The organism is Parapedomonas caeni, from assembly GCF_041060555.1.
GTDB lineage: Bacteria > Pseudomonadota > Alphaproteobacteria > Sphingomonadales > Sphingomonadaceae > CAUJIW01.
This window is the reverse complement of the sequence record NZ_JBEUDS010000015.1, coordinates 1-17317: the sequence shown is the minus strand read 5'-3', so window position 1 is coordinate 17317 and position 17317 is coordinate 1. Positions and strand designations below refer to the sequence as shown.

Sequence of the window (17317 nt, the reverse complement as noted above, 5' to 3'; positions counted from 1 at the left end):
TAGGCAGCGCACGCTTTGTAAAACGAGGGAATGGATCCATGCGGCAGATCGACCATTATATCGCGGCCAAGTCGGTGGTCGGCACGTCCGGCCGGTTCGGCGACGTGTTCAACCCCAACACCGGCGAGGTTCAGGCCAGGGTGCAGCTCGCCACCGCGGCGGAAGTCGACCAGGCGGTGCAGGCCGCCCTCAAGGCCTTCCCCGGCTGGTCCGCCACCAACCCGCAGCGGCGCGCCCGCGTGCTGTTCAACTTCAAGGGGTTGATCGAGAAGCACATGGACGAGCTGGCCGAGCTGCTGTCGCGCGAGCACGGCAAGGTGATCGCCGACTCCAAGGGCGATATCCAGCGCGGTCTGGAAGTGATCGAGTTCGCCTGCGGCATCCCGCACCTGCAGAAGGGCGAGTACACCGAGGGCGCCGGCCCGGGCATCGACGTGTTCTCGATGCGCCAGCCGCTGGGCGTCTGCGCCGGCATCACCCCGTTCAACTTCCCGGGCATGATTCCGATGTGGATGTTCGGCGTCGCCATCGCCTGCGGCAACACCTTCGTGCTGAAGCCTTCCGAGCGCGACCCCAGCGTGCCGGTGCGTCTGGCGGAGCTGATGCTGGAGGCCGGTGCGCCGGAAGGCGTGCTCAACGTCATCCACGGCGACAAGGTGGCGGTGGACGCCATCCTGCATCACCCTGACGTCAAGGCGGTGAGCTTCGTCGGTTCCTCCGACATCGCCCAGTATGTCTATCTGACGGGTGCCGCCAACGGCAAGCGCGTCCAGGCCATGGGTGGCGCCAAGAACCACGGCATCGTCATGCCCGACGCCGACCTCGACCAGGTGGTCAAGGACCTGGTGGGCTCGGCCTACGGTTCCGCCGGCGAGCGCTGCATGGCGCTGCCTGTCGCGGTGCCGGTGGGCAAGGGCACGGCGGAGGCGCTGCTGGAGCGTCTGCGGCCGGAAATCGAGAAGATGAAGGTCGGCATCTCCACCGATGCCGATGCCCAGTACGGCCCGGTGGTCACCGCCGCCCACCGCGAGAAGGTCAAGGGCTATATCCAGATGGGCGTCGACGAAGGCGCCGACCTGCTGATCGATGGCCGCGACTTCGTGCTGCAGGGCTTCGAGAAAGGCTTCTTCATCGGCCCGTCGCTGTTCGACAACGTCAAGCCGACCATGCGCAGCTATCAGGAGGAAATCTTCGGCCCGGTGCTGCAGATCGTCCGCGCCGAGACCTTCGAGGAAGCGCTGGCCCTGCCGAGCCAGCACCAGTACGGCAATGGCGTGGCGATCTTCACCCGCAACGGCAACACCGCGCGCGACTTCGCCGCGCGGGTCAATGTCGGCATGGTCGGCATCAACGTGCCGATCCCGGTGCCGCTGGCCTACCACACCTTCGGCGGCTGGAAGCGCTCGGCGTTCGGTGACATGAACCAGCATGGCATGGAAGGCGTGCGCTTCTTCACCAAGGTGAAGACCGTCACCCAGCGCTGGCCGAGCGGTGGCGCGGTCGAGGATCAGGCATTCGTCATCCCGACGATGCGCTGATCGCTCCTGACAGGGACGGCCGGGCGTCAGGCCCGGCCGATCCGTCGCCACTGGCGCTGACAGGGCTGCCCGGATTATGTCCGGGCATGACGATTCTGGAAAGAAGCGGAAAGCACACCATGGATTTCAACCTCACCGAAGACCAGTTGCTGATCCAGGACATGGCGCGCAAGTTCGCCGCCGACCGGCTGCGTCCCAACGCCATGCGCTGGGAAGAGGAAAAGACGCTGGACCGCGACGTGCTGAAGGAGGCGGCGAGCCTCGGCTTCGGCGGCGTCTATATCCGCGACGACGTCGGCGGCTCGGCGCTCAGCCGGCTGGACGCGGCGCTGATCTTCGAGGCGCTGGCCGCCGGCGACATCAGCCACACCAGCTTCCTCACCATCCACAACATGGCGGCGTGGATGATCGACACCAACGGCTCCGACGAGCAGCGTCGCCGCTGGCTGCCGCGCCTGACCACCATGGACCTGATCGCCAGCTACTGCCTGACCGAACCGTCCTCGGGTTCGGACGCCGCCAGCCTGCGCACCCGCGCCGAACGCGACGGCGACCATTATGTGCTCAACGGCGCCAAGGCGTTCATCTCGGGCGCCGGCTACTCCGACATCTATGTGGTGATGGTGCGCACCGGCGAATCCGGCGCCAAGGGCATCTCGACGCTGGTGGTCGAGAAGGGCACGCCGGGCCTGTCGTTCGGCGCCAACGAGAAGAAGATGGGCTGGACGGCCCAGCCGACCGCCATCGTCAACTTCGACAACTGCCGCGTGCCGGTGGCCAACCGGCTGGGCGAGGAAGGCATGGGCTTCAAGATCGCCATGTCCGGTCTCGACGGCGGCCGCCTCAACATCGGCGCCTGTTCGCTGGGTGGCGCGCAGGAAGCGCTGGAGCGCGCCATCGCCTACGCCAAGACCCGCCAGCAGTTCGGCAAGGCGATCGCCGACTTCCAGGCCACCCAGTTCAAGCTGGCCGACATGGAGACTGAACTGGAAGCCGCTCGCCTGCTGCTCTACCGGGCGGCGGCCGCGCTGGATGCCGGCGATGCCCGCAAGACCCGCTTCTCGGCGATGGCCAAGCGGCTGGCCACCGACACCGGCTTCCGCGTCGCCAACGAGGCGCTGCAGATCCACGGCGGCTACGGTTACCTGAAGGACTACGAGATCGAGCGCATCGTGCGCGACCTGCGGGTGAACCAGATTCTCGAAGGCACCAACGAAATCATGCGCGTCGTCATCTCGCGCGAAATGCTGAAGGGGTAAGGATCATGGCGACCATTGCATTCATCGGCGTCGGCAACATGGGCGGCGGCATGGCCGCCAACCTCGCCAAGGCCGGCCACACGGTTCGCGCGTTCGATCTCGTCGCCGCCAATCTGGACAAGGCGGTCGAGGCCGGCTGCACGGCGGCCGCGACCACGGCGGAAGCCGTGAGGGACGCCGATGTGGTGGTGTCCATGCTGCCGGCGGGCAAGCATGTGAAGGCGGTCTACGAGGCCGAGGTGTTCCCCAACGCGCGGGCCGGCGCCCTGTTCATGGACTGCTCGACCATTGATGTCGCCACCGCCAAATCGGTGGTCGAGGCAGCGACCGCCCAGGGCTTCGTGATGGTCGACGCGCCGGTTTCCGGCGGTGTCGCGGCGGCCTCCGGCGGCACCCTGACCTTCATGGTCGGCGGCACGGCGGCGGCGTTCGCGGCCGCCCAGCCCTATCTGGAGAAGATGGGCAAGGCGGTGATCCATGCCGGTGACGCCGGTGCGGGGCAGGCGGCGAAGATCTGCAACAACATGCTGCTGGGCATCACCATGATCGGTACCTGCGAGGCGTTCAATCTGGCGATCAAGCTGGGCCTCGACCCGCAGCGCTTCTTCGACATTTCGTCGAAGGCCTCGGGGCAGAGCTGGTCGATGACCAGCTATTGCCCGGTGCCGGGGCCGGTACCGGCGGCACCGTCGAACCGCGACTATGAGGGCGGTTTCGCGGCGGCGCTGATGCTGAAGGATCTGCGGCTGGCCATGGGGGCTGCCCAGAATGTCGGCGCGCCGACGCCGTTGGGCGCGGAAGCCGAGTCGCTTTACGCCGTGTTCAACAATCTCGGCGGGGCGGGCAAGGATTTCTCCGCCATCATCAAGATGCTCTCCGGCGAGTGGCGCGGCTGAGCTGCGGTTGCCGCGCGCGACAAAAAAGAGCCTGACCGGTCGGGGTGCCGGTCAGGCTCTCGTTTTGTCACCACCGGTGGCGCGGGCAGCTTACGGGGGCAGGATTGCCGCGCGTCCGGTGGTGTGCTGGCCTGAATCCTAGAAGTGGAAGTTCAGGCCGGTTTTCACCTGGTGGCGGCGATAGCCGTTCTCGCCGTCGGTGTAGTCGTAGCCGACCTTGACGCCGATGTTCTGCGTCAGACCGTACTCGACGCCACCACCGAGCACCACGGCATCGGTGTTGAAACCGTCGCCGTCGAGCTTGGTGCGGACGTTCTCATAGCCGACCTTGGTGTAGAACAGCGCGTTGGGCGCGGCGAGATAGCCGGCACGGGCGGCGACGCCAAGGCTGCGGCCAGCGCTCAGCTTGCTGGTGCCCTCGCCCACGGCGAAGGTCTCGTCAGCGGTGGAAAAGCCGAGCTTGCCTTCGGCGCCGACCACGATGCTGGTGCCGAGCTTGGCGTTGTAGCCGCCGACGATGCCGTAGTTGATGCCCTGGTCCAGCACGCCGCGGGTGTCCTCCCAGCCGAGTTCGACGCCGCCATAGGCGCCGTTGAACATTTCGGCATGAGCCAGCGCCGGCAATCCGGCGAGCGCGGTCGCGGTCAGGATCGCTACGGTTTTCATGGTGTCTCTCCTTGTCTTGCCGCCGCGGGCGGTGCCCGGGGCGGTCTCGTTTCTATGGGCGTCATTATGTGCCCACGTGACAGAGATCGGCGCCGATTGTGGCTGGATAAGGCCTGATTTGCCGCAATTCTTGCCACAATCGCCGAGCGGTGGTTGTCCATCGATCACAGGAGCGTTACGTGCGACGAGATGTTGGATGTTGCGACACACTGCATGACGCTGGTCCGTGAGCAGGACCACGATCGTTATCTGACGGCGTTGTACGCGCCGGCGGATGCGCGCCCGGCGCTGTTCGCCCTGTTTGCCTTCAATGTCGAGCTTGCGCGTATCCGCGAACATGTATCGGAACCGATGATCGGCGAGATCCGGCTGGCGTGGTGGCGCGAGGCGGTGGAGGGCGCTTACGCCGGCGCCCCGCGTGCTCATCCGGTGGTCGAGGCGCTGGCGCGTTTCGTCGTGCCGCGCCAGGTGCCCGCCGATCTGCTGATCGCCTGCATCGACGCGCGCCTGAGCGACATCTACGGCGAGCAGCCGGCGACGCTCGATGATCTGGTCGCCTATGCCGACAACAGCGGCGGCGCGCTGGCGCAGGCGGTTTTGCACGCGCTGGCCGGGCCGACAGGGGCGCCGTCGTCGGCGCAATCGGCGGCCGTGCGCGCCATCGGGCGTGCCTGGGCGCTGACCGGCATCGTGCGCGCCATCGGCTTCCATGCCGCCCTGCAGCGGGTGATGTTGCCGGCCGATCTGCTCGCGGCCGCCGGTATCGAGGCGGATAGCCTGTTCAAGGGCGAGATCGGCGCTGGTGTTGAAGGCGTGGTGCGGCAGGTTCATGCGCGCGCGATGGCCGATCTCGACGTGGCGGGGCCGGTGGTGCGTGGCCTGCCCGGCACGGCCCGCGCGGCCGCGCTGCTGGCGCCGCTGGCGCGGGATTATCTCGGCCGTATCGCGGCCGCCGGCTTCGACATGTCGGCCGCCCGGCTGGAGCGCGGCGTGCTGACGCGCCAGGGCAAACTGTTGTGGAGCGCCCTGACCGGACGCTGCTGACAAGTGTCCGTCCCTCGCCTATCTTCTCCTTGAGGTTGTCATCCGTGGGGGCGGGCGATGCGGGGATGGATGTTGCCGGCGGCAGGCGTGCTGGTGGTGGGCGTGGCGGCGGCGGCCTGGTGGCTGGTGCCCGATGATGCGGCGGACGCGCCGGCGCGGCCGACAGACGCGCAACGGGACGTGGCGGCACGGGTGGTGCCGGCGAGCTTTCATCCCGAGGCCCCGCGCGCCAACGAACGGGCGCCGCTCAGCGATGCGGAGCGCGAGGCCCGGCGACTGCGGCGTTACGACAAGGACCGCGACGGCCAGGTGGACCGCGCGGAATTTCTCGCCAGCCGGCGCAAGGCGTTCGGCAAGCTTGATCAGGACGGTGACGGCCGGTTGTCGTTCGAGGAATATGCCATCGCCACGGCAACGAAATTCACCGGTGCCGATGTCAACGGCGACAACCGGCTGTCGGCCGCCGAGTTCGCCACCACGGCGGTCAAGCGTGCCGGCAGCGCGACGCGGCGGACGGACTGCCCGCCCGCGGTCGAGACGGCACGCGAGGAGTGAAGGCCGGGCCTCAGCTCGGCGAGGCGAGCTTCATCAGCAGGATGCCGCCGACGATCATCGCGGCGGCGACCAGGCGCAGCGGCGTGACGGCCTCGCCCAGGATCATCACCCCGGCCAGGAAGGCGCCCACCGCGCCAATACCGGTCCACACCGTGTAGGCGGTGCCGAGCGGCAGCTGGCGCATCGCCAGCGACAGCAGGCCGAAACTGACCAGCATGGCGACGATGGTCAGCACCGCATAGCCGCGATGGCTGAAGCCCATCGACAGCTTCATGGCATAGGCCCACACGACTTCAAACAGGCCGGCGATCACCAGCAGCGTCCAGGCCATATGCAGCAACTCCGTGGGACGGGAAGGGGACCAGGCGGGCTCTAGCATTGCCCGGATGACGCGACAATGCGGCAAGCGTCCATGGTCAGCCGTCGCGGCGGCGCGATGGATCGGAAAAACCACGGCCGTTGCGGAAATTTTCCTCACCTTGCATAAGCAGATACCCGCGATTGGCGGTGGCGCTCAGAGGGAGTAGCGCGTTGGAAATCGACGTCCAGTCTCTTGAGGAAGCCGGAGTCGTTGGCGGCCAGCTTGATGCCTATAACCGGCGTGATATCGACGCCTTCATGTCCTTCTGGGCACCTGATGCCGAAGTTTATTCCTGGCCGTCTGACCTGATCGCCAAGGGCGCGACGGAAATTCGTCGCCGTCACGTCGAGCGTTTCAAGGAGCCGGACTTGTTCGCTCGCCTCGTCAGCCGGGTTGCGGTCGGAGGGCTGGTCGTCGATCGGGAGGTTGTTACGCGCAATTTCCCGGAAGGGCGTGGCACCATCGACGTCATCGGCATCTACGAACTCGACGGCGGCAAGATCAAGCGCGCCTGGTTCAAGCAAGGCGTTCCCGTCCTTGCGCCGTAACCGCTGAACGGCGGCGCGGCGGTCCGGATCGCGCGACTTCCGATGCGCTGCCGGCCGGCGCCATGGCAGCAGTGCGCGGGTCCGGTTGATCGGATGCCCCTTGCCGGTACCATCGGGCACATCAGTCATCCCTTTGACTTGACAATGTTCCTGATTTGTTCTATTTGTTGATTCTGATCGAGGGGAGAAGAACGATGACTGCCAGCGGCCGCGCGCCCGACATGCCGTGGATGTCGATTTACCTGACGGTGAAGGACGCCCAGGCCAGCCTTGATTTCTACACCCGTGCCTTCGGCTTCGAGGAGGGCCTTGTGCTCAGGCATGACGACGGGTCGTTCATGCATTGCGAGCTGAAATATCAGGGCGAGGTGCCGGTGATGTTCGCGCCGGAGGGGGCGGCGGGTGGCTGCGTGGCGCCGGTGACGTCGGGGGTGGCGATGCCGGTATCGTTCTATCTCTATCACGAGGATGTCGACGCACTGACCGCGCGGGCGAAGGCGGCGGGCGCCGTCTGCACGCAGGAGCCGACCGATCAGTTCTATGGTGATCGCAGCGCGCAGTTCACGTGTCTCAATGGCTATCGCTGGAGCTTCGCCACCCACACCGGCAAGATGTCGGCGCCGCCGGCATCGTGATCGCGGGTCGGGGGGGGCAAAAAAAGATGCGCCCGACCATGAGGTGGGGCGCATCTTTCAGAAGCCATGTCGCGTCGTGATGACGCGAACCGGGCCGTGCGTTACTTCACGGCGTCCTTGAGGGTCGGTGTCGGCCGGAAGGCCAGCTTCTTCGACGCCTTGATCTTGATCGGCTCGCCAGTGGCCGGGTTGCGGCCGGTGCGGGCCTTGCGGGCGCGCACCAGGAGCGTGCCGACGTCGCCCAGCTTCACCTTCACGCCCTTCAGCACATGGGCCTTCACGACGTCGTAGTAGGTTTCCAGCAGCTGCTTGACCAGCTTGCGGTCGAGCGAGGCCTGCTCGGCGACCAGTTGCAGCAGGCTGGTCGCGGAGACCTGCTTGCCGGCGGGCGTGGAGACCTTGAGAGCCTTCGGCTTGGCGGGCGCGGCCACAGCCACGGCTTTCGCGGCCTTGGGCGTGGCTTTCGGGGCCGCGGCCTTGGGGGCGGCCTTCGGTGCCGCTTTCGGCGCGGCGGCCTTCGGCGCTGCTTTCACGGGCTTGGGTGCCGCAGGCGTTTTGGCGGCCTTGGGTGCCGCAGGCGCTTTGGCGGCCTTGGGCGCCGCAGGCGCTTTGGCGGCTTTGGGCGCCGCCTTTACGGCTTTTGGCGCGGCCGCCTTCGGTGCCGCCTTCACAGCCTTCGGCGCCGCCTTCGCGACCTTGGGTGCGGCGGGTGCCTTGGCGGCCTTGGCTGGCGCAGCCTTGGCCGGCGCGGCGGCTTTCTTCGATGCAGCAGGAGCTTTTGCCATGGATCGTCCTTGTGTTCCGTCAAACGGTGAACGCACGCTTGCCGAAGATTCTGGAAATTGCAAGGCCGCCACAGGTCGAAAACGACTGTTTCAGGCGGTATTTTGCCGTTTTAATCGCTTTTCTTCGATTTCTTCGTCGGAATGACCATGGTTGATGCGCCGGTTTCCACAATAAAACGCCCCATGATGATTTGTCGTGACAACGATCGCTCAGCGCGATGCGGCCCGGATCATACCGGTAATTCGGTGGTGAATTTGACGCGGCTGAGCGCGAAATGGGAAGCGCAGGTGGCGACCGCCGGATGGCTCAGGAGTTCACGCATCAGGAAGCGTTCATAGTCGCGCACGTCGCTGACGACGATGCGCAGCAGGTAATCCCACTCGCCCGACATCGAGTAGCATTCCATGATCTCGCGGTGGCTGTCGATGAAGCGTTCGAAGTTCGCGCGCGCCTGCATGTCGTGGGCGCGCATCCGCACCTGGCAGATGACGTCGAGGTCGCGACCGACGGCTTGTGGATTAAGCAATCGGACGGTCGGCCCCAGCACGCCGGCATTCTCCAGCGCGCGGATGCGCCGCCAGCAGGAAGCGGCGGACGCGCCGACCTGCTCGGCCAGTGCTGCATGACTTATATCGCCGTGGCGCTGAAGTACGCGCAGGATCTGCCGGTCTATGGCATCAAGGTTGTGATGTTCATTCATTTGAATACCATTACATGAAACATCTGGTTCAGAAAACCGCCAAATCGCACTCACACTGAAAGGCAATCATCATCGCGCCGCCATAAAATGACCGCCACAGCGTGTCGCGGGGGAGACGAGTATGGCGGATTATTCGCGTGGGGTGTCGGAATGCGCGGGCGGGGTGCCGCGCGCGGCGGGCCTGCTGGCCGGTCTCGCGGCGCAACCGGCCGATCCGCTGCTGGCGCTGATCGCGGCCTTTCGCGCCGATCCGCGCGCCACCAAGATCGATCTTGGCGTCGGCGTCTATCGTGATGCGGCTGGCGCCACGCCGGTGATGGCGGCGGTCAAGCAGGCGGAACGCCACCTCGCCGACGCGCAGACCAGCAAGGGCTATCTTGGCCCGGAAGGCGACATCGGGTTCGTCGAGGCACTGATGCCGGTGCTGCTGGGCGACCTGTCGCTTGGCGACCGCCTCACCGGTTTGCAGACGCCCGGCGGCACCGGTGCGCTGCGACTGGCGGCGGAGGCTATCGCCAGGGCGCGCCCTGGCGCGCGCATTCATGTCGGTACGCCGACCTGGCCCAATCACGCGGCGATTTTCACCACCTGCGGCCTGCATGTCGTGCCACACCGCCACTTCGATGTCGCGTCGCAGCGCCTGTGCTTTGATGAGGTGGCGACGGCACTGGCGGCGGCCGCGCCCGGCGACGTCGTGCTGCTGCATGGCTGCTGCCACAACCCGACCGGCGCCGATTTCAGCCTTGACCAGTGGCGGGAGATCACCCGGCTGGTGCAGGAACGCCACCTGCTGCCGTTGATCGACATCGCCTATCAGGGCCTCGGCGCGGGGCTGGAGGCAGACGCCGCCGGGCCGCGCCATCTGCTCGGCGCCGTAGAGGAGGCGCTGGTCGCCTATTCCTGCGACAAGAATTTCGCGCTTTACCGGGAACGCACCGGCGCCCTCTACGCGCTGACTGGCCATGCCCGAACCACGGCGGCGGTGCGCTCCAATCTGTTCGCGCTGGCGCGGGTCAACTGGTCGATGCCGCCCGATCATGGCGCGGCGGTCGCGCGCATCGTGCTGGAAACGCCGGCGCTGACGGCGCTGTGGCGGGCGGAGCTGGACGGCATGGGCGCGCGCATCCGTGCGCTGCGCCAGGCGCTGGCCGCGGCCGAGCCGTCGCTGGCGGCGCTCTCCGTCCAGCAGGGGCTGTTCTCGACGCTGGCGCTGTCGCCGGCCCAGGTGGCGTGGCTGCGCGAGGCGCGCGGCATCTACATGGCGGGATCGGGGCGGATCAACATCGCCGGTCTGACGGAAGCCCAGGTGCCGGCGCTCGTCGATGCACTGACGGCGGTACGCGAGGCGGTGGCATGAGGCGGGAGCAGGAGCAGGCGATGAAGCGGCTGTCCGGTCAGGGAGAGATCGCGATGCCGGTGCTGCGCAATGCCCCCGACGCGGCGGTGGATTGGCGCCACGTCGCGTATCTGGTGCAGCTCTCCCGCGCGCTCGACCAGATGGAGGAACAGCGGCTGGTACCGGAGAAGAAGGTGCTCTACCAGTTCTCCGCCCGTGGTCACGACCTGGCCCAGGTGCTGCTCGGCCTGTCGCTGACCGACCGGCACGACGCCGCCTGCGGCTATTATCGTTCCCGCCCGCTGCTGCTGGCGCTGGGTGTCGACGTCGCCGACGCGCTGGGCTCGGCGATGGGCCGCGCCGGCGGCTATTCCGGCGGCCGCGACATCGGCGTGGTGTTCAACTATCCCAACCCGCGCGGCGCCTCGGCCTTGCCGATGTGCGGCGGCGTTGGCGCGCAGTACACGCCGACCGCCGGCTGGGCGCAGGCGATCGACTATTACCGCCGCGAACTGGGCGACAGCGACTACGACCAGGCCATCTCGGTGGTGCTGGGCGGGGATGGCTCGGTGGCCTCCAACGGCTTCTGGGCCGCGCTCACCATCGCCACCACCCAGAAGCTGCCGATGCTGTTCTACATCGAGGACAACGGCTTCGGCATTTCCGTGCCGTCGACGTTCCAGACCCCGGGTGGCAACATCGCCGCCAACCTCAGCGGCTTCGCCGGGCTGGAGATTCTCAGCGGCGACGGCACCGAGCCGGCGGAAGCCGCCCGGCTGGTCGCCGCCGCCACCGGCCATGTGCGCGCCCGCCGTGGCCCGGCCTTGCTGCGGCTCACCGTGCCGCGCCTGCAGGGTCACAGCTTTCAGGACACCCAGGCCTACAAGTCGGCCGACATCGTGGCCGCTGAATGGGCGCGCGATCCGCTGCCCAAGCTGCGCGACCATCTGGTGCCGGCGCTGCTGAGCGAGACAGAGTGGGACGACATCGCCGCGCGGGCCGCGTTCGACGCCGAGACGGCGCGGACGCAGGCGGAAGCCCGGCCATTGCCGGACCCGGCGCAGGTGATGACCCATGTGTTCGCCGAGCACGACGCCTTGCAGACCATGGGCGGGCAGTGGACGCACGGTTATGTGCCGCCCGCCACCACCGATCGGCCGGCGGGCAGCGGCCAGCGCATCAACATGGTGACGGCGATCCGCCGCACGCTGGAGCATGAACTGGAGATCAACCCGCGCGTGGTGGTGTTTGGTGAGGACGTGGCGGCCAAGGGCGGCGTGCATGCCGTGACGCTGGGCTTGCAGGAAAAATTCGGGTCAGGCCGGGTGTTCGATACCAGCCTGTCGGAGGAAGGCATTGTCGGGCGCGCCGTCGGCATGGCGCTGGCCGGCCTGATGCCGGTGCCGGAAATCCAGTTCCGCAAATATGCCGAGCCGGCCACCGAGCAGATCAACGATTGCGGCACCATGCGCTGGCGCACCAACAACCGCTTCGCCGCGCCGATGGTGCTGCGGGTGCCCGGCGGCTATTTCAAGTGCGGCGACCCGTGGCACAGCCAGACCAACGAGGTGGCCTTCGTCCACCAGCCGGGCTGGATGGTGGCGGTGCCCTCGAACGCCGAGGACGCGGTCGGCCTGCTGCGCACCGCGTTGCGCGGCAACGATCCGGTGATCTTCTTCGAACACCGGGCGATGCTCGATCATGCCTGGGCGCGCCGGCCCTATCCCGGCGACGACTTCGCCCTGCCGTTCGGCAAGGCGCGACGCACCTGCGCGGGCGACGCGCTGACCATCGTCACCTGGGGCGCCATGGTGCATCGTTGCGAGGAAGCGGCCGAGGGCCTGCCGGTCGACGTCATCGACCTGCGCACGCTGATGCCGTGGGACAAGCCGGCGGTGCTGGAGTCGGTGCGCCGGACCCGCCGCTGCCTGATCGTGCACGAGGATTTGCAGACGGCGGGCTTCGGCGCCGAGATCGCGGCGGTGGTCGCCGACGAGGCGTTCCTTGATCTCGATGCGCCGGTGGCACGGCTGACCATGCCGGATGTGCCCAACCCGCACCATCCGGTGCTGCTGGACGCGGCGGTGCCGTCGGTGGCGCGCATCCGCGCCAAAGTCGACGACCTGCTGGCGTTCTGAGGAGCGTGACCATGATCGACATCATCGTGCCGCTGGAACAGGAAGGCACCAAGGCGGTGGTGCGCGGCTGGCTGAAGGCGGTCGGCGACACCGTGGCGGCGGACGATCCGCTGGTGGAGCTGGAGACCGACAAGGTGACGCAGGAAGTGCCGGCGCCGGCCGCCGGCGTGCTGGCGGAAATCCTGCTCACCAGCGAGGCGGAAGCCGTGCCGGGCGCCATTCTCGGCCGGCTGCGGCCACTGGGCGAGGTGGCGCACGAGGCGGCGCCGGCGACCGCTGCGGCTGTGGCTGCAATGCCTGCCAGTGCGGCAACCGCGACGCCGATCATCGTGCCGACGGCCGGCCTGCGCGACCCCGAACTGCGCCTGTCGCCGTCGGTGCGGCGCGCGCTCACGGACCATGGTCTCGATCCGGCGACGATCCGAGGCAGCGGCAAGGGCGGGCGGATCACCCGCGCCGACGTCGACGCGGCGGTGGCGGCCCTGTCCACCACACCCGCTACCCCTGTTGCATCAACCACCCCCGTCCCATCAGCCATGCCGGCCGTGCCGCTGCCCGCTGTCGAGGCGCGTGGCACCCCGGGCGGCCGTCAGGTGCCGCATGACCGGATGCGCCGGCTGATCGCGGAGAACATGGTGCGGTCGGTGACGGTGGCGCCGCATGTCACGGCGGTGTTCGAGGCCGACTTCTCGGCCATCATGGCGCATCGGGCGGCGCACAAGGCGGCGTTCGAGCGTCAGGGTGTGGCGCTGACCTATACGGCCTACCTGGTGGCCGCCTGCGTCGCCGCCATGAAGGCGGTGCCGGCGCTCAACAGCCGCTGGCATGACGATTATCTGGAACTGTTCGACGACATCAACATCGGCGTCGGCACCGCGCTCGGCGACAAGGGACTGGTGGTGCCGGTGATCCATCAGGCACAGGCGCTTTCGCTGGAAGGCATCGCCGCCCGGCTGCAGGACGTGACGGCGCGCGCCCGCGCCGGCAAGCTGGTGCCGCGCGACGTGCAGGGCGGCACCTTCTCGATTTCCAACCACGGTGTGTCCGGCTCGCTGGTGGCGACGCCGATCATCATCCAGCAGCCGCAGTCGGCCATTCTGGGCGTCGGCAAGCTGGAGAAGCGGGTGGTGGTGCGCGGCGTCGATGGCAGCGATGCCATGGTCATCCGGCCGATGGCCTATGTCTCGCTGACCATCGATCACCGGGTGGTCGACGGCCACCAGACCAATGCCTGGCTCGGCCGCTTTGTCGAGACGCTGGAGACCTGGCCGCGCTGAGCCGCAGCCGGTCTCGCGGCATCCGTCGCGCCGGATCGTCGATCAGGCGACCAGCTGCTCCGGCGGTGGTGCTTCCGGCTGGGCCTGGCCGAAATAGCCTTCAGTGTGAATCTGGCCCGGTTTCGCCCCCAGCGCCGTTACGGCCCTGGTGCAGTCGGCGACAAAGTCCGGGCTGCCGGCAATGAACACCGAGTGGGACGACAGATCCTCGAACAGGCCTGGCAGCACGACGGGCAGGCGGCCGTTCAGCAGCGCCGGGTCGGTCTCGCGGGTGAGCGCGGCGCGATATTTGAAATTGCGATGGCGCGTCTGCCAGTAGGCCAGCAGGCCTTCGCCATAGAGGTCGGCGCGGCTGCGGGCGGAGACCAGCAGCGTCACCGGCTGGCGATAGTTGCGCCGCAACGCGGCTTCGGTGAGCGCGAGAATTGGCGCCAGCCCGGTGCCGGCGGCCAGGCACAGCACCGGCGTTTCCACCGACGGATCGCCGATGAAGGTGCCATAGGGGCCATCCACCGAAACATAGGCGCCGATGGCCAGGCTGTCGTGAATCCAGCGGCTGGTGAGGCCGTCGTCGACGCGGGCCACCTGCAGCACGATCTCGCCATCGGGGCGCGGCGCGTTGGCGATGGAATAGCAGCGCGGCGGCGCGCCGGCCGGCGCGTCGCCGAGCACGACATATTGCCCCGGCCAGTAGCGCATCGGCGTGCCCAGCGGCCGCAGGTGCAGCTCGACGATGCGGCTGGAACGCGGGATGCGGTCGGTGACGATGAACGGCTGGCGGGTCTGGGGCGGGAACAGCTTGGGCTTGGCGTCCTCGGTGCCCCATTCGATGACCAGCCGGTCGCTGGTGGGCTTGGCCATGCACATCAGGCCGTAGCCCTGGGCGCGTTCTTCCTGCGACAGCGCCATGTCGAGCACCATGCCCTGGTCGAAATCGCCGGACATCACCCGCACCTTGCATTCGCCGCAGGCGCCGGCGCGGCAGTTGTTGGGCAGGGCGTAGCCCGCGCGCTCCAGTGCAGCGAGCACGGTGTCGCCGGGCTGGCTTTCCACCACCTTGCCGGAGGGGGAGAGGCAGATCTCGGTCATGGTCGGTCCTTCTTCGGCGGGCGGTGGGCCACGGTACGGGGTCAGACGACACCGGCCGGCGTCGCGCGGGAGAGGGCGCGCGGCGCCGGCACGGCGTGCGGCGACAGGGGTCAGAACACCGGGATGATGTCTTCCATGTCGACGTCGGTGATCTCCTGGCCGGAAATGCCCACCTCGGGGATCGCCGGGAAGGGGATGTCGTATTTGTCGAGCACGCCCTTCAGGTTCAGCATCGCCGAGCGCCAGTTGTTCTTCTTCGTCTCGTAGTCGGGGATGTGGAAGCCGGCGTTGCGGGCCACCGTCTCGCCCGCGCGCTGGTTGTCGATGAAGTCGGCCGGCAGGTCCCAGAAGTCCGCCGGCGGTTCGAACAGCACGGCGGAAAGGAAGAGGTAGCCGGCGCGCACCTGCTTGGTGATGATCGGCTTCTCGCTGAGGTCCATCTTCGGATAGTCGCGCTCCATCAGCGCCAGGCAGATCGCCATGTGGCGGCCCTCGTCGCGGCCGATGTTGCGGAAGCCTTCCTTGAACACCGGCTCGGTGCAGCCGGCGGCCATCTGGTGGAAGATGGTGGCGGCGGCGATCTCGCCCATCAGGAAGGAGCTGAACAGCACCGCCAGGCTGTATTTCGGCACCGCGGCCTTGTAGCCGGTCCAGTAGCGGCCGCCGTTGTGGTAAAGCCACCTGGCGTTCTTCTGCAGCCGGCGACCGAGATCGGTCTTGGGGGTGTAGGTCAGCGGGTCGGGGTGGCCGAGCAGGCGGGTGATCGCCATGCCGCACATCTGCTCATGGTTCTGCTCGTCGCGGGTCACCGAGAAGAAGCAGCGGCGCACCGCGTCTTCCTCGTGCATCTCGTAGGTCTTGATGAACGCCTCGGCGAACACCGGCGGCGCGGAGGCATCGAACACCGACAGCAAGGTCCACCAGTAGGCGATCGCCTCGCGTTCCTCCCAGCTGTAGGTGTCGACGTTGAAGCTGGCCCACGGCAACTTCTTGGGATCCCAGTACTCGCGCTGCGAGGCGTCCCAGATCTCCTCCATCTTCGCCGTCTGCGAATGCCAGGACAGCGGATAGACGTTGGGCTGCGGCGTCGCGGGCGGAAATTCCATCGTGTCGGCCAGGCGTTCCTTGTGCATCGGGTGCTCCTCCTCATGTTTTCGAGTCGTCCAAGGATTATAATAGTCCGAACGGTCGGTCAATTAATTTTGCAGCAGGCACGAGCGGGCGCATCGAAGCGCCTGGCGCCAAGGCAACAGGGGAGCGCGCGTGCGGGAGAGGGGCTGGCCGGCCAAGTTCGGCCGGGAATCGTCTTAAGCCGGCTCAGCCGGAGATCGTTGCTTGCCGGCTCAGCCGGAGATCGTTGCTTGCCGGCTCAGCCGGAGATCGTTGCTTGCCGGCTCAGCCGGAGATCGTTGCTTGCCGGCTCAGCCGGAGATCGTTGCTTGCCGGCTCAGCCGGCGGCCATCCCGCCATCCACCGACAGCACGGCGCCGGTGACGTAAGCGGCCTTGTCGGAGAGCAGCCAGACCACCGCCTCGGCCATTTCGGCGGGCTGGCCGAGGCGGCCCATCGGCACCAGGTGGTCGAGCGCGTGCGCGTCCCCGCCGGTGACGCGCAGCAGGTTCGGTGTTTCGGTGGCGCCGGGGCAGATGGCGTTGATGCGGATGCCGGACCGCACATAGTCGAGCGCCGCCGACCGGGTGAGACCGACGACGGCGAATTTGGCGGCGACATAATGGCTGATGCCGGCCACACCCTTGAGGCCGAAGATCGAGGCGGTGTTGACGATGGCGCCGCCGCCGGTGCGCAGCATGGCGGCGGTCTGGGCCCGCACGCCGTAGAACACCGCCTTGAAGTTGAGGTCGATCACCCATTCGGCCTCGTCGACCGCGATCTCGTGCAGCGGCGTGAAATCGCCGTGGCCGCCGGCATTGTTAAAGGTAAGGTCGAGCCGCCCGAAGCGCGCCACCGTCCAGTCGACCAGCGCCTCGTTCTCGGCGCGCACGGCGACGTCGGCGGCGCGGGCGACCGCCGTGCCGCCGGCGGCGGCGATCTCCGCCGCCACGGCTTCCAGTTTGTCGAGGGTGCGGCCGGCCAGCACCACGGTCGCGCTCTCGCGTGCCAGGGCGATGGCGACCGCGCGGCCGATGCCCGAGCCGGCGCCGGTGACCAGCGCGATCTTGTTGGTGAACGCCATGACGCGACCCTCCTGCTGTTTGGGGCGGCCATCCTTGAAGGCGCGGGCGCTGCCGGCAAGCCGTGCGGGCAGCCCGACGGTGCCAGCCTCTCAGAGAGTGAGATGGTCGCGGGAGAATAGCCACGCGGTGGCAACCTGTCGCCAGTCGGACATCCCTGAGTGGTCGTCGTTAGCGTCCGCGCTCGTGGTGTAATTTCCGGTGTAGGCGATGGTGTATTCCGGGGTGGGGCATGCCCCACCCCGGAATGCGGCGTCGCTGGTGGCCACCGGGTTCATCGTTATGGTGGAGTTTGCA

At 67.7% G+C, this 17317-nt stretch carries 19 protein-coding genes; 11 read left to right on the top strand and 8 right to left on the bottom strand.

Annotation, left to right across the window (positions count from 1 at the left end):
- Positions 1-38 precede the first annotated feature (38 nt).
- The 3 genes from ABU113_RS11035 (at position 39) to mmsB (ending at position 3693) form a co-directional block, all read left to right on the top strand.
- Entirely contained in the window at positions 39-1538 is a 1500-nt protein-coding gene (locus ABU113_RS11035) for a CoA-acylating methylmalonate-semialdehyde dehydrogenase (RefSeq protein ID WP_454559572.1), read from the top strand.
- 86 nt (positions 1539-1624) lie between these two features.
- On the top strand, positions 1625-2797 hold the full coding sequence (locus tag ABU113_RS11030; protein WP_454559571.1) for an acyl-CoA dehydrogenase family protein: 1173 nt from the start codon (positions 1625-1627) through the stop codon (positions 2795-2797).
- 5 nt (positions 2798-2802) lie between these two features.
- Complete coding sequence (mmsB, locus tag ABU113_RS11025) at positions 2803-3693, top strand: 3-hydroxyisobutyrate dehydrogenase (RefSeq protein WP_454559570.1); 891 nt, start codon at positions 2803-2805, stop codon at positions 3691-3693.
- Positions 3694-3831: 138 nt separating this feature from the next.
- On the opposite strand, the gene ABU113_RS11020 is transcribed toward mmsB, so the two are convergent.
- Complete coding sequence (locus tag ABU113_RS11020; protein ID WP_454559569.1) at positions 3832-4359, bottom strand: outer membrane protein; 528 nt, start codon at positions 4357-4359, stop codon at positions 3832-3834.
- A 213-nt stretch (positions 4360-4572) separates the two neighbouring features.
- Between ABU113_RS11020 and ABU113_RS11015 the strand changes: the two genes are divergently transcribed.
- Together ABU113_RS11015 and ABU113_RS11010 are read left to right on the top strand one after the other, a co-directional pair.
- Positions 4573-5403 (top strand): phytoene/squalene synthase family protein, encoded by an 831-nt coding sequence (locus tag ABU113_RS11015; RefSeq protein ID WP_454559568.1) that lies wholly within the window; start codon positions 4573-4575, stop codon positions 5401-5403.
- A 57-nt stretch (positions 5404-5460) separates the two neighbouring features.
- The gene (locus tag ABU113_RS11010; RefSeq protein ID WP_454559567.1) at positions 5461-5958 is read left to right on the top strand and encodes a histidine kinase; all 498 of its coding nucleotides are present in this window, start codon (positions 5461-5463) and stop codon (positions 5956-5958) included.
- 10 nt (positions 5959-5968) lie between these two features.
- Here ABU113_RS11010 and ABU113_RS11005 read toward each other — a convergent pair whose 3' ends face one another.
- Positions 5969-6289: a DMT family transporter gene (locus ABU113_RS11005; RefSeq protein ID WP_454559566.1), complete on the bottom strand. Its 321-nt coding sequence runs from the start codon at positions 6287-6289 to the stop codon at positions 5969-5971.
- A gap of 200 nt (positions 6290-6489) precedes the next feature.
- Between ABU113_RS11005 and ABU113_RS11000 the strand changes: the two genes are divergently transcribed.
- Positions 6490-6867 carry a nuclear transport factor 2 family protein gene (locus ABU113_RS11000; RefSeq protein ID WP_454559565.1) on the top strand — a complete coding sequence of 126 codons (378 nt, stop codon included), beginning with the start codon at positions 6490-6492 and terminating at the stop codon, positions 6865-6867.
- Between the two features lie 194 nt (positions 6868-7061).
- Positions 7062-7502: a VOC family protein gene (locus ABU113_RS10995; protein ID WP_454559564.1), complete on the top strand. Its 441-nt coding sequence runs from the start codon at positions 7062-7064 to the stop codon at positions 7500-7502.
- 101 nt (positions 7503-7603) lie between these two features.
- Here the strand turns inward: ABU113_RS10995 and ABU113_RS10990 are convergent, their stop codons facing one another.
- Positions 7604-8035, bottom strand: coding sequence for an HU family DNA-binding protein (locus ABU113_RS10990; protein ID WP_454559563.1), 432 nt, complete (start codon positions 8033-8035; stop codon positions 7604-7606).
- Between the two features lie 58 nt (positions 8036-8093).
- Here ABU113_RS10990 and ABU113_RS10985 point away from each other — a divergent pair, with 58 nt between their 5' ends.
- Complete coding sequence (locus ABU113_RS10985) at positions 8094-8432, top strand: hypothetical protein (RefSeq protein ID WP_454559562.1); 339 nt, start codon at positions 8094-8096, stop codon at positions 8430-8432.
- A gap of 85 nt (positions 8433-8517) precedes the next feature.
- Here the strand turns inward: ABU113_RS10985 and ABU113_RS10980 are convergent, their stop codons facing one another.
- The gene (locus tag ABU113_RS10980) at positions 8518-8988 is read right to left on the bottom strand and encodes an Lrp/AsnC family transcriptional regulator (RefSeq protein ID WP_454559619.1); all 471 of its coding nucleotides are present in this window, start codon (positions 8986-8988) and stop codon (positions 8518-8520) included.
- 121 nt (positions 8989-9109) lie between these two features.
- On the opposite strand from ABU113_RS10980, the gene ABU113_RS10975 reads away from it, so the two are divergent.
- Genes ABU113_RS10975 through ABU113_RS10965 form a run of 3 tightly spaced genes read left to right on the top strand, consistent with a single transcriptional unit; the run spans position 9110 to position 13739 of the window.
- On the top strand, positions 9110-10345 hold the full coding sequence (locus ABU113_RS10975; protein WP_454559561.1) for an amino acid aminotransferase: 1236 nt from the start codon (positions 9110-9112) through the stop codon (positions 10343-10345).
- Complete coding sequence (locus tag ABU113_RS10970) at positions 10342-12462, top strand: alpha-ketoacid dehydrogenase subunit alpha/beta (RefSeq protein ID WP_454559560.1); 2121 nt, start codon at positions 10342-10344, stop codon at positions 12460-12462. Before ABU113_RS10975 ends, ABU113_RS10970 begins: the two co-directional genes overlap by 4 nt.
- 11 nt (positions 12463-12473) lie before the next feature.
- Positions 12474-13739: a dihydrolipoamide acetyltransferase family protein gene (locus tag ABU113_RS10965; protein WP_454559559.1), complete on the top strand. Its 1266-nt coding sequence runs from the start codon at positions 12474-12476 to the stop codon at positions 13737-13739.
- Positions 13740-13781: 42 nt separating this feature from the next.
- On the opposite strand, the gene ABU113_RS10960 is transcribed toward ABU113_RS10965, so the two are convergent.
- From ABU113_RS10960 to ABU113_RS10945, 4 genes are all read right to left on the bottom strand, one after another.
- The gene (locus ABU113_RS10960; RefSeq protein WP_454559558.1) at positions 13782-14828 is read right to left on the bottom strand and encodes a 2Fe-2S iron-sulfur cluster-binding protein; all 1047 of its coding nucleotides are present in this window, start codon (positions 14826-14828) and stop codon (positions 13782-13784) included.
- A gap of 110 nt (positions 14829-14938) precedes the next feature.
- On the bottom strand, positions 14939-15961 hold the full coding sequence (locus tag ABU113_RS10955; protein ID WP_454559557.1) for a hypothetical protein: 1023 nt from the start codon (positions 15959-15961) through the stop codon (positions 14939-14941).
- 314 nt (positions 15962-16275) lie between these two features.
- On the bottom strand, positions 16276-17022 hold the full coding sequence (locus ABU113_RS10950; RefSeq protein WP_454559556.1) for an SDR family NAD(P)-dependent oxidoreductase: 747 nt from the start codon (positions 17020-17022) through the stop codon (positions 16276-16278).
- Positions 17023-17112: 90 nt separating this feature from the next.
- Positions 17113-17317: hypothetical protein (locus tag ABU113_RS10945; protein ID WP_454559555.1), on the bottom strand; the 205-nt coding region annotated here is incomplete at its 5' end.

Coding starts and splice junctions, on each gene's coding strand:
- ABU113_RS11010 (WP_454559567.1), top strand. CDS start 5,461: ATGCGGGGATGGATGTTGCCGGCGGCAGGCGTGCTGGTGGTGGGCGTG.
- ABU113_RS10980 (WP_454559619.1), bottom strand. CDS start 8,988: ATGAATGAACATCACAACCTTGATGCCATAGACCGGCAGATCCTGCGC.
- mmsB (WP_454559570.1), top strand. CDS start 2,803: ATGGCGACCATTGCATTCATCGGCGTCGGCAACATGGGCGGCGGCATG.
- ABU113_RS11015 (WP_454559568.1), top strand. CDS start 4,573: ATGACGCTGGTCCGTGAGCAGGACCACGATCGTTATCTGACGGCGTTG.
- ABU113_RS10995 (WP_454559564.1), top strand. CDS start 7,062: ATGACTGCCAGCGGCCGCGCGCCCGACATGCCGTGGATGTCGATTTAC.
- ABU113_RS10970 (WP_454559560.1), top strand. CDS start 10,342: ATGAGGCGGGAGCAGGAGCAGGCGATGAAGCGGCTGTCCGGTCAGGGA.
- ABU113_RS10965 (WP_454559559.1), top strand. CDS start 12,474: ATGATCGACATCATCGTGCCGCTGGAACAGGAAGGCACCAAGGCGGTG.
- ABU113_RS10960 (WP_454559558.1), bottom strand. CDS start 14,828: ATGACCGAGATCTGCCTCTCCCCCTCCGGCAAGGTGGTGGAAAGCCAG.
- ABU113_RS11005 (WP_454559566.1), bottom strand. CDS start 6,289: ATGGCCTGGACGCTGCTGGTGATCGCCGGCCTGTTTGAAGTCGTGTGG.
- ABU113_RS10975 (WP_454559561.1), top strand. CDS start 9,110: ATGGCGGATTATTCGCGTGGGGTGTCGGAATGCGCGGGCGGGGTGCCG.
- ABU113_RS10950 (WP_454559556.1), bottom strand. CDS start 17,022: ATGGCGTTCACCAACAAGATCGCGCTGGTCACCGGCGCCGGCTCGGGC.
- ABU113_RS11020 (WP_454559569.1), bottom strand. CDS start 4,359: ATGAAAACCGTAGCGATCCTGACCGCGACCGCGCTCGCCGGATTGCCG.
- ABU113_RS11030 (WP_454559571.1), top strand. CDS start 1,625: ATGACGATTCTGGAAAGAAGCGGAAAGCACACCATGGATTTCAACCTC.
- ABU113_RS11035 (WP_454559572.1), top strand. CDS start 39: ATGCGGCAGATCGACCATTATATCGCGGCCAAGTCGGTGGTCGGCACG.
- ABU113_RS10955 (WP_454559557.1), bottom strand. CDS start 15,961: ATGCACAAGGAACGCCTGGCCGACACGATGGAATTTCCGCCCGCGACG.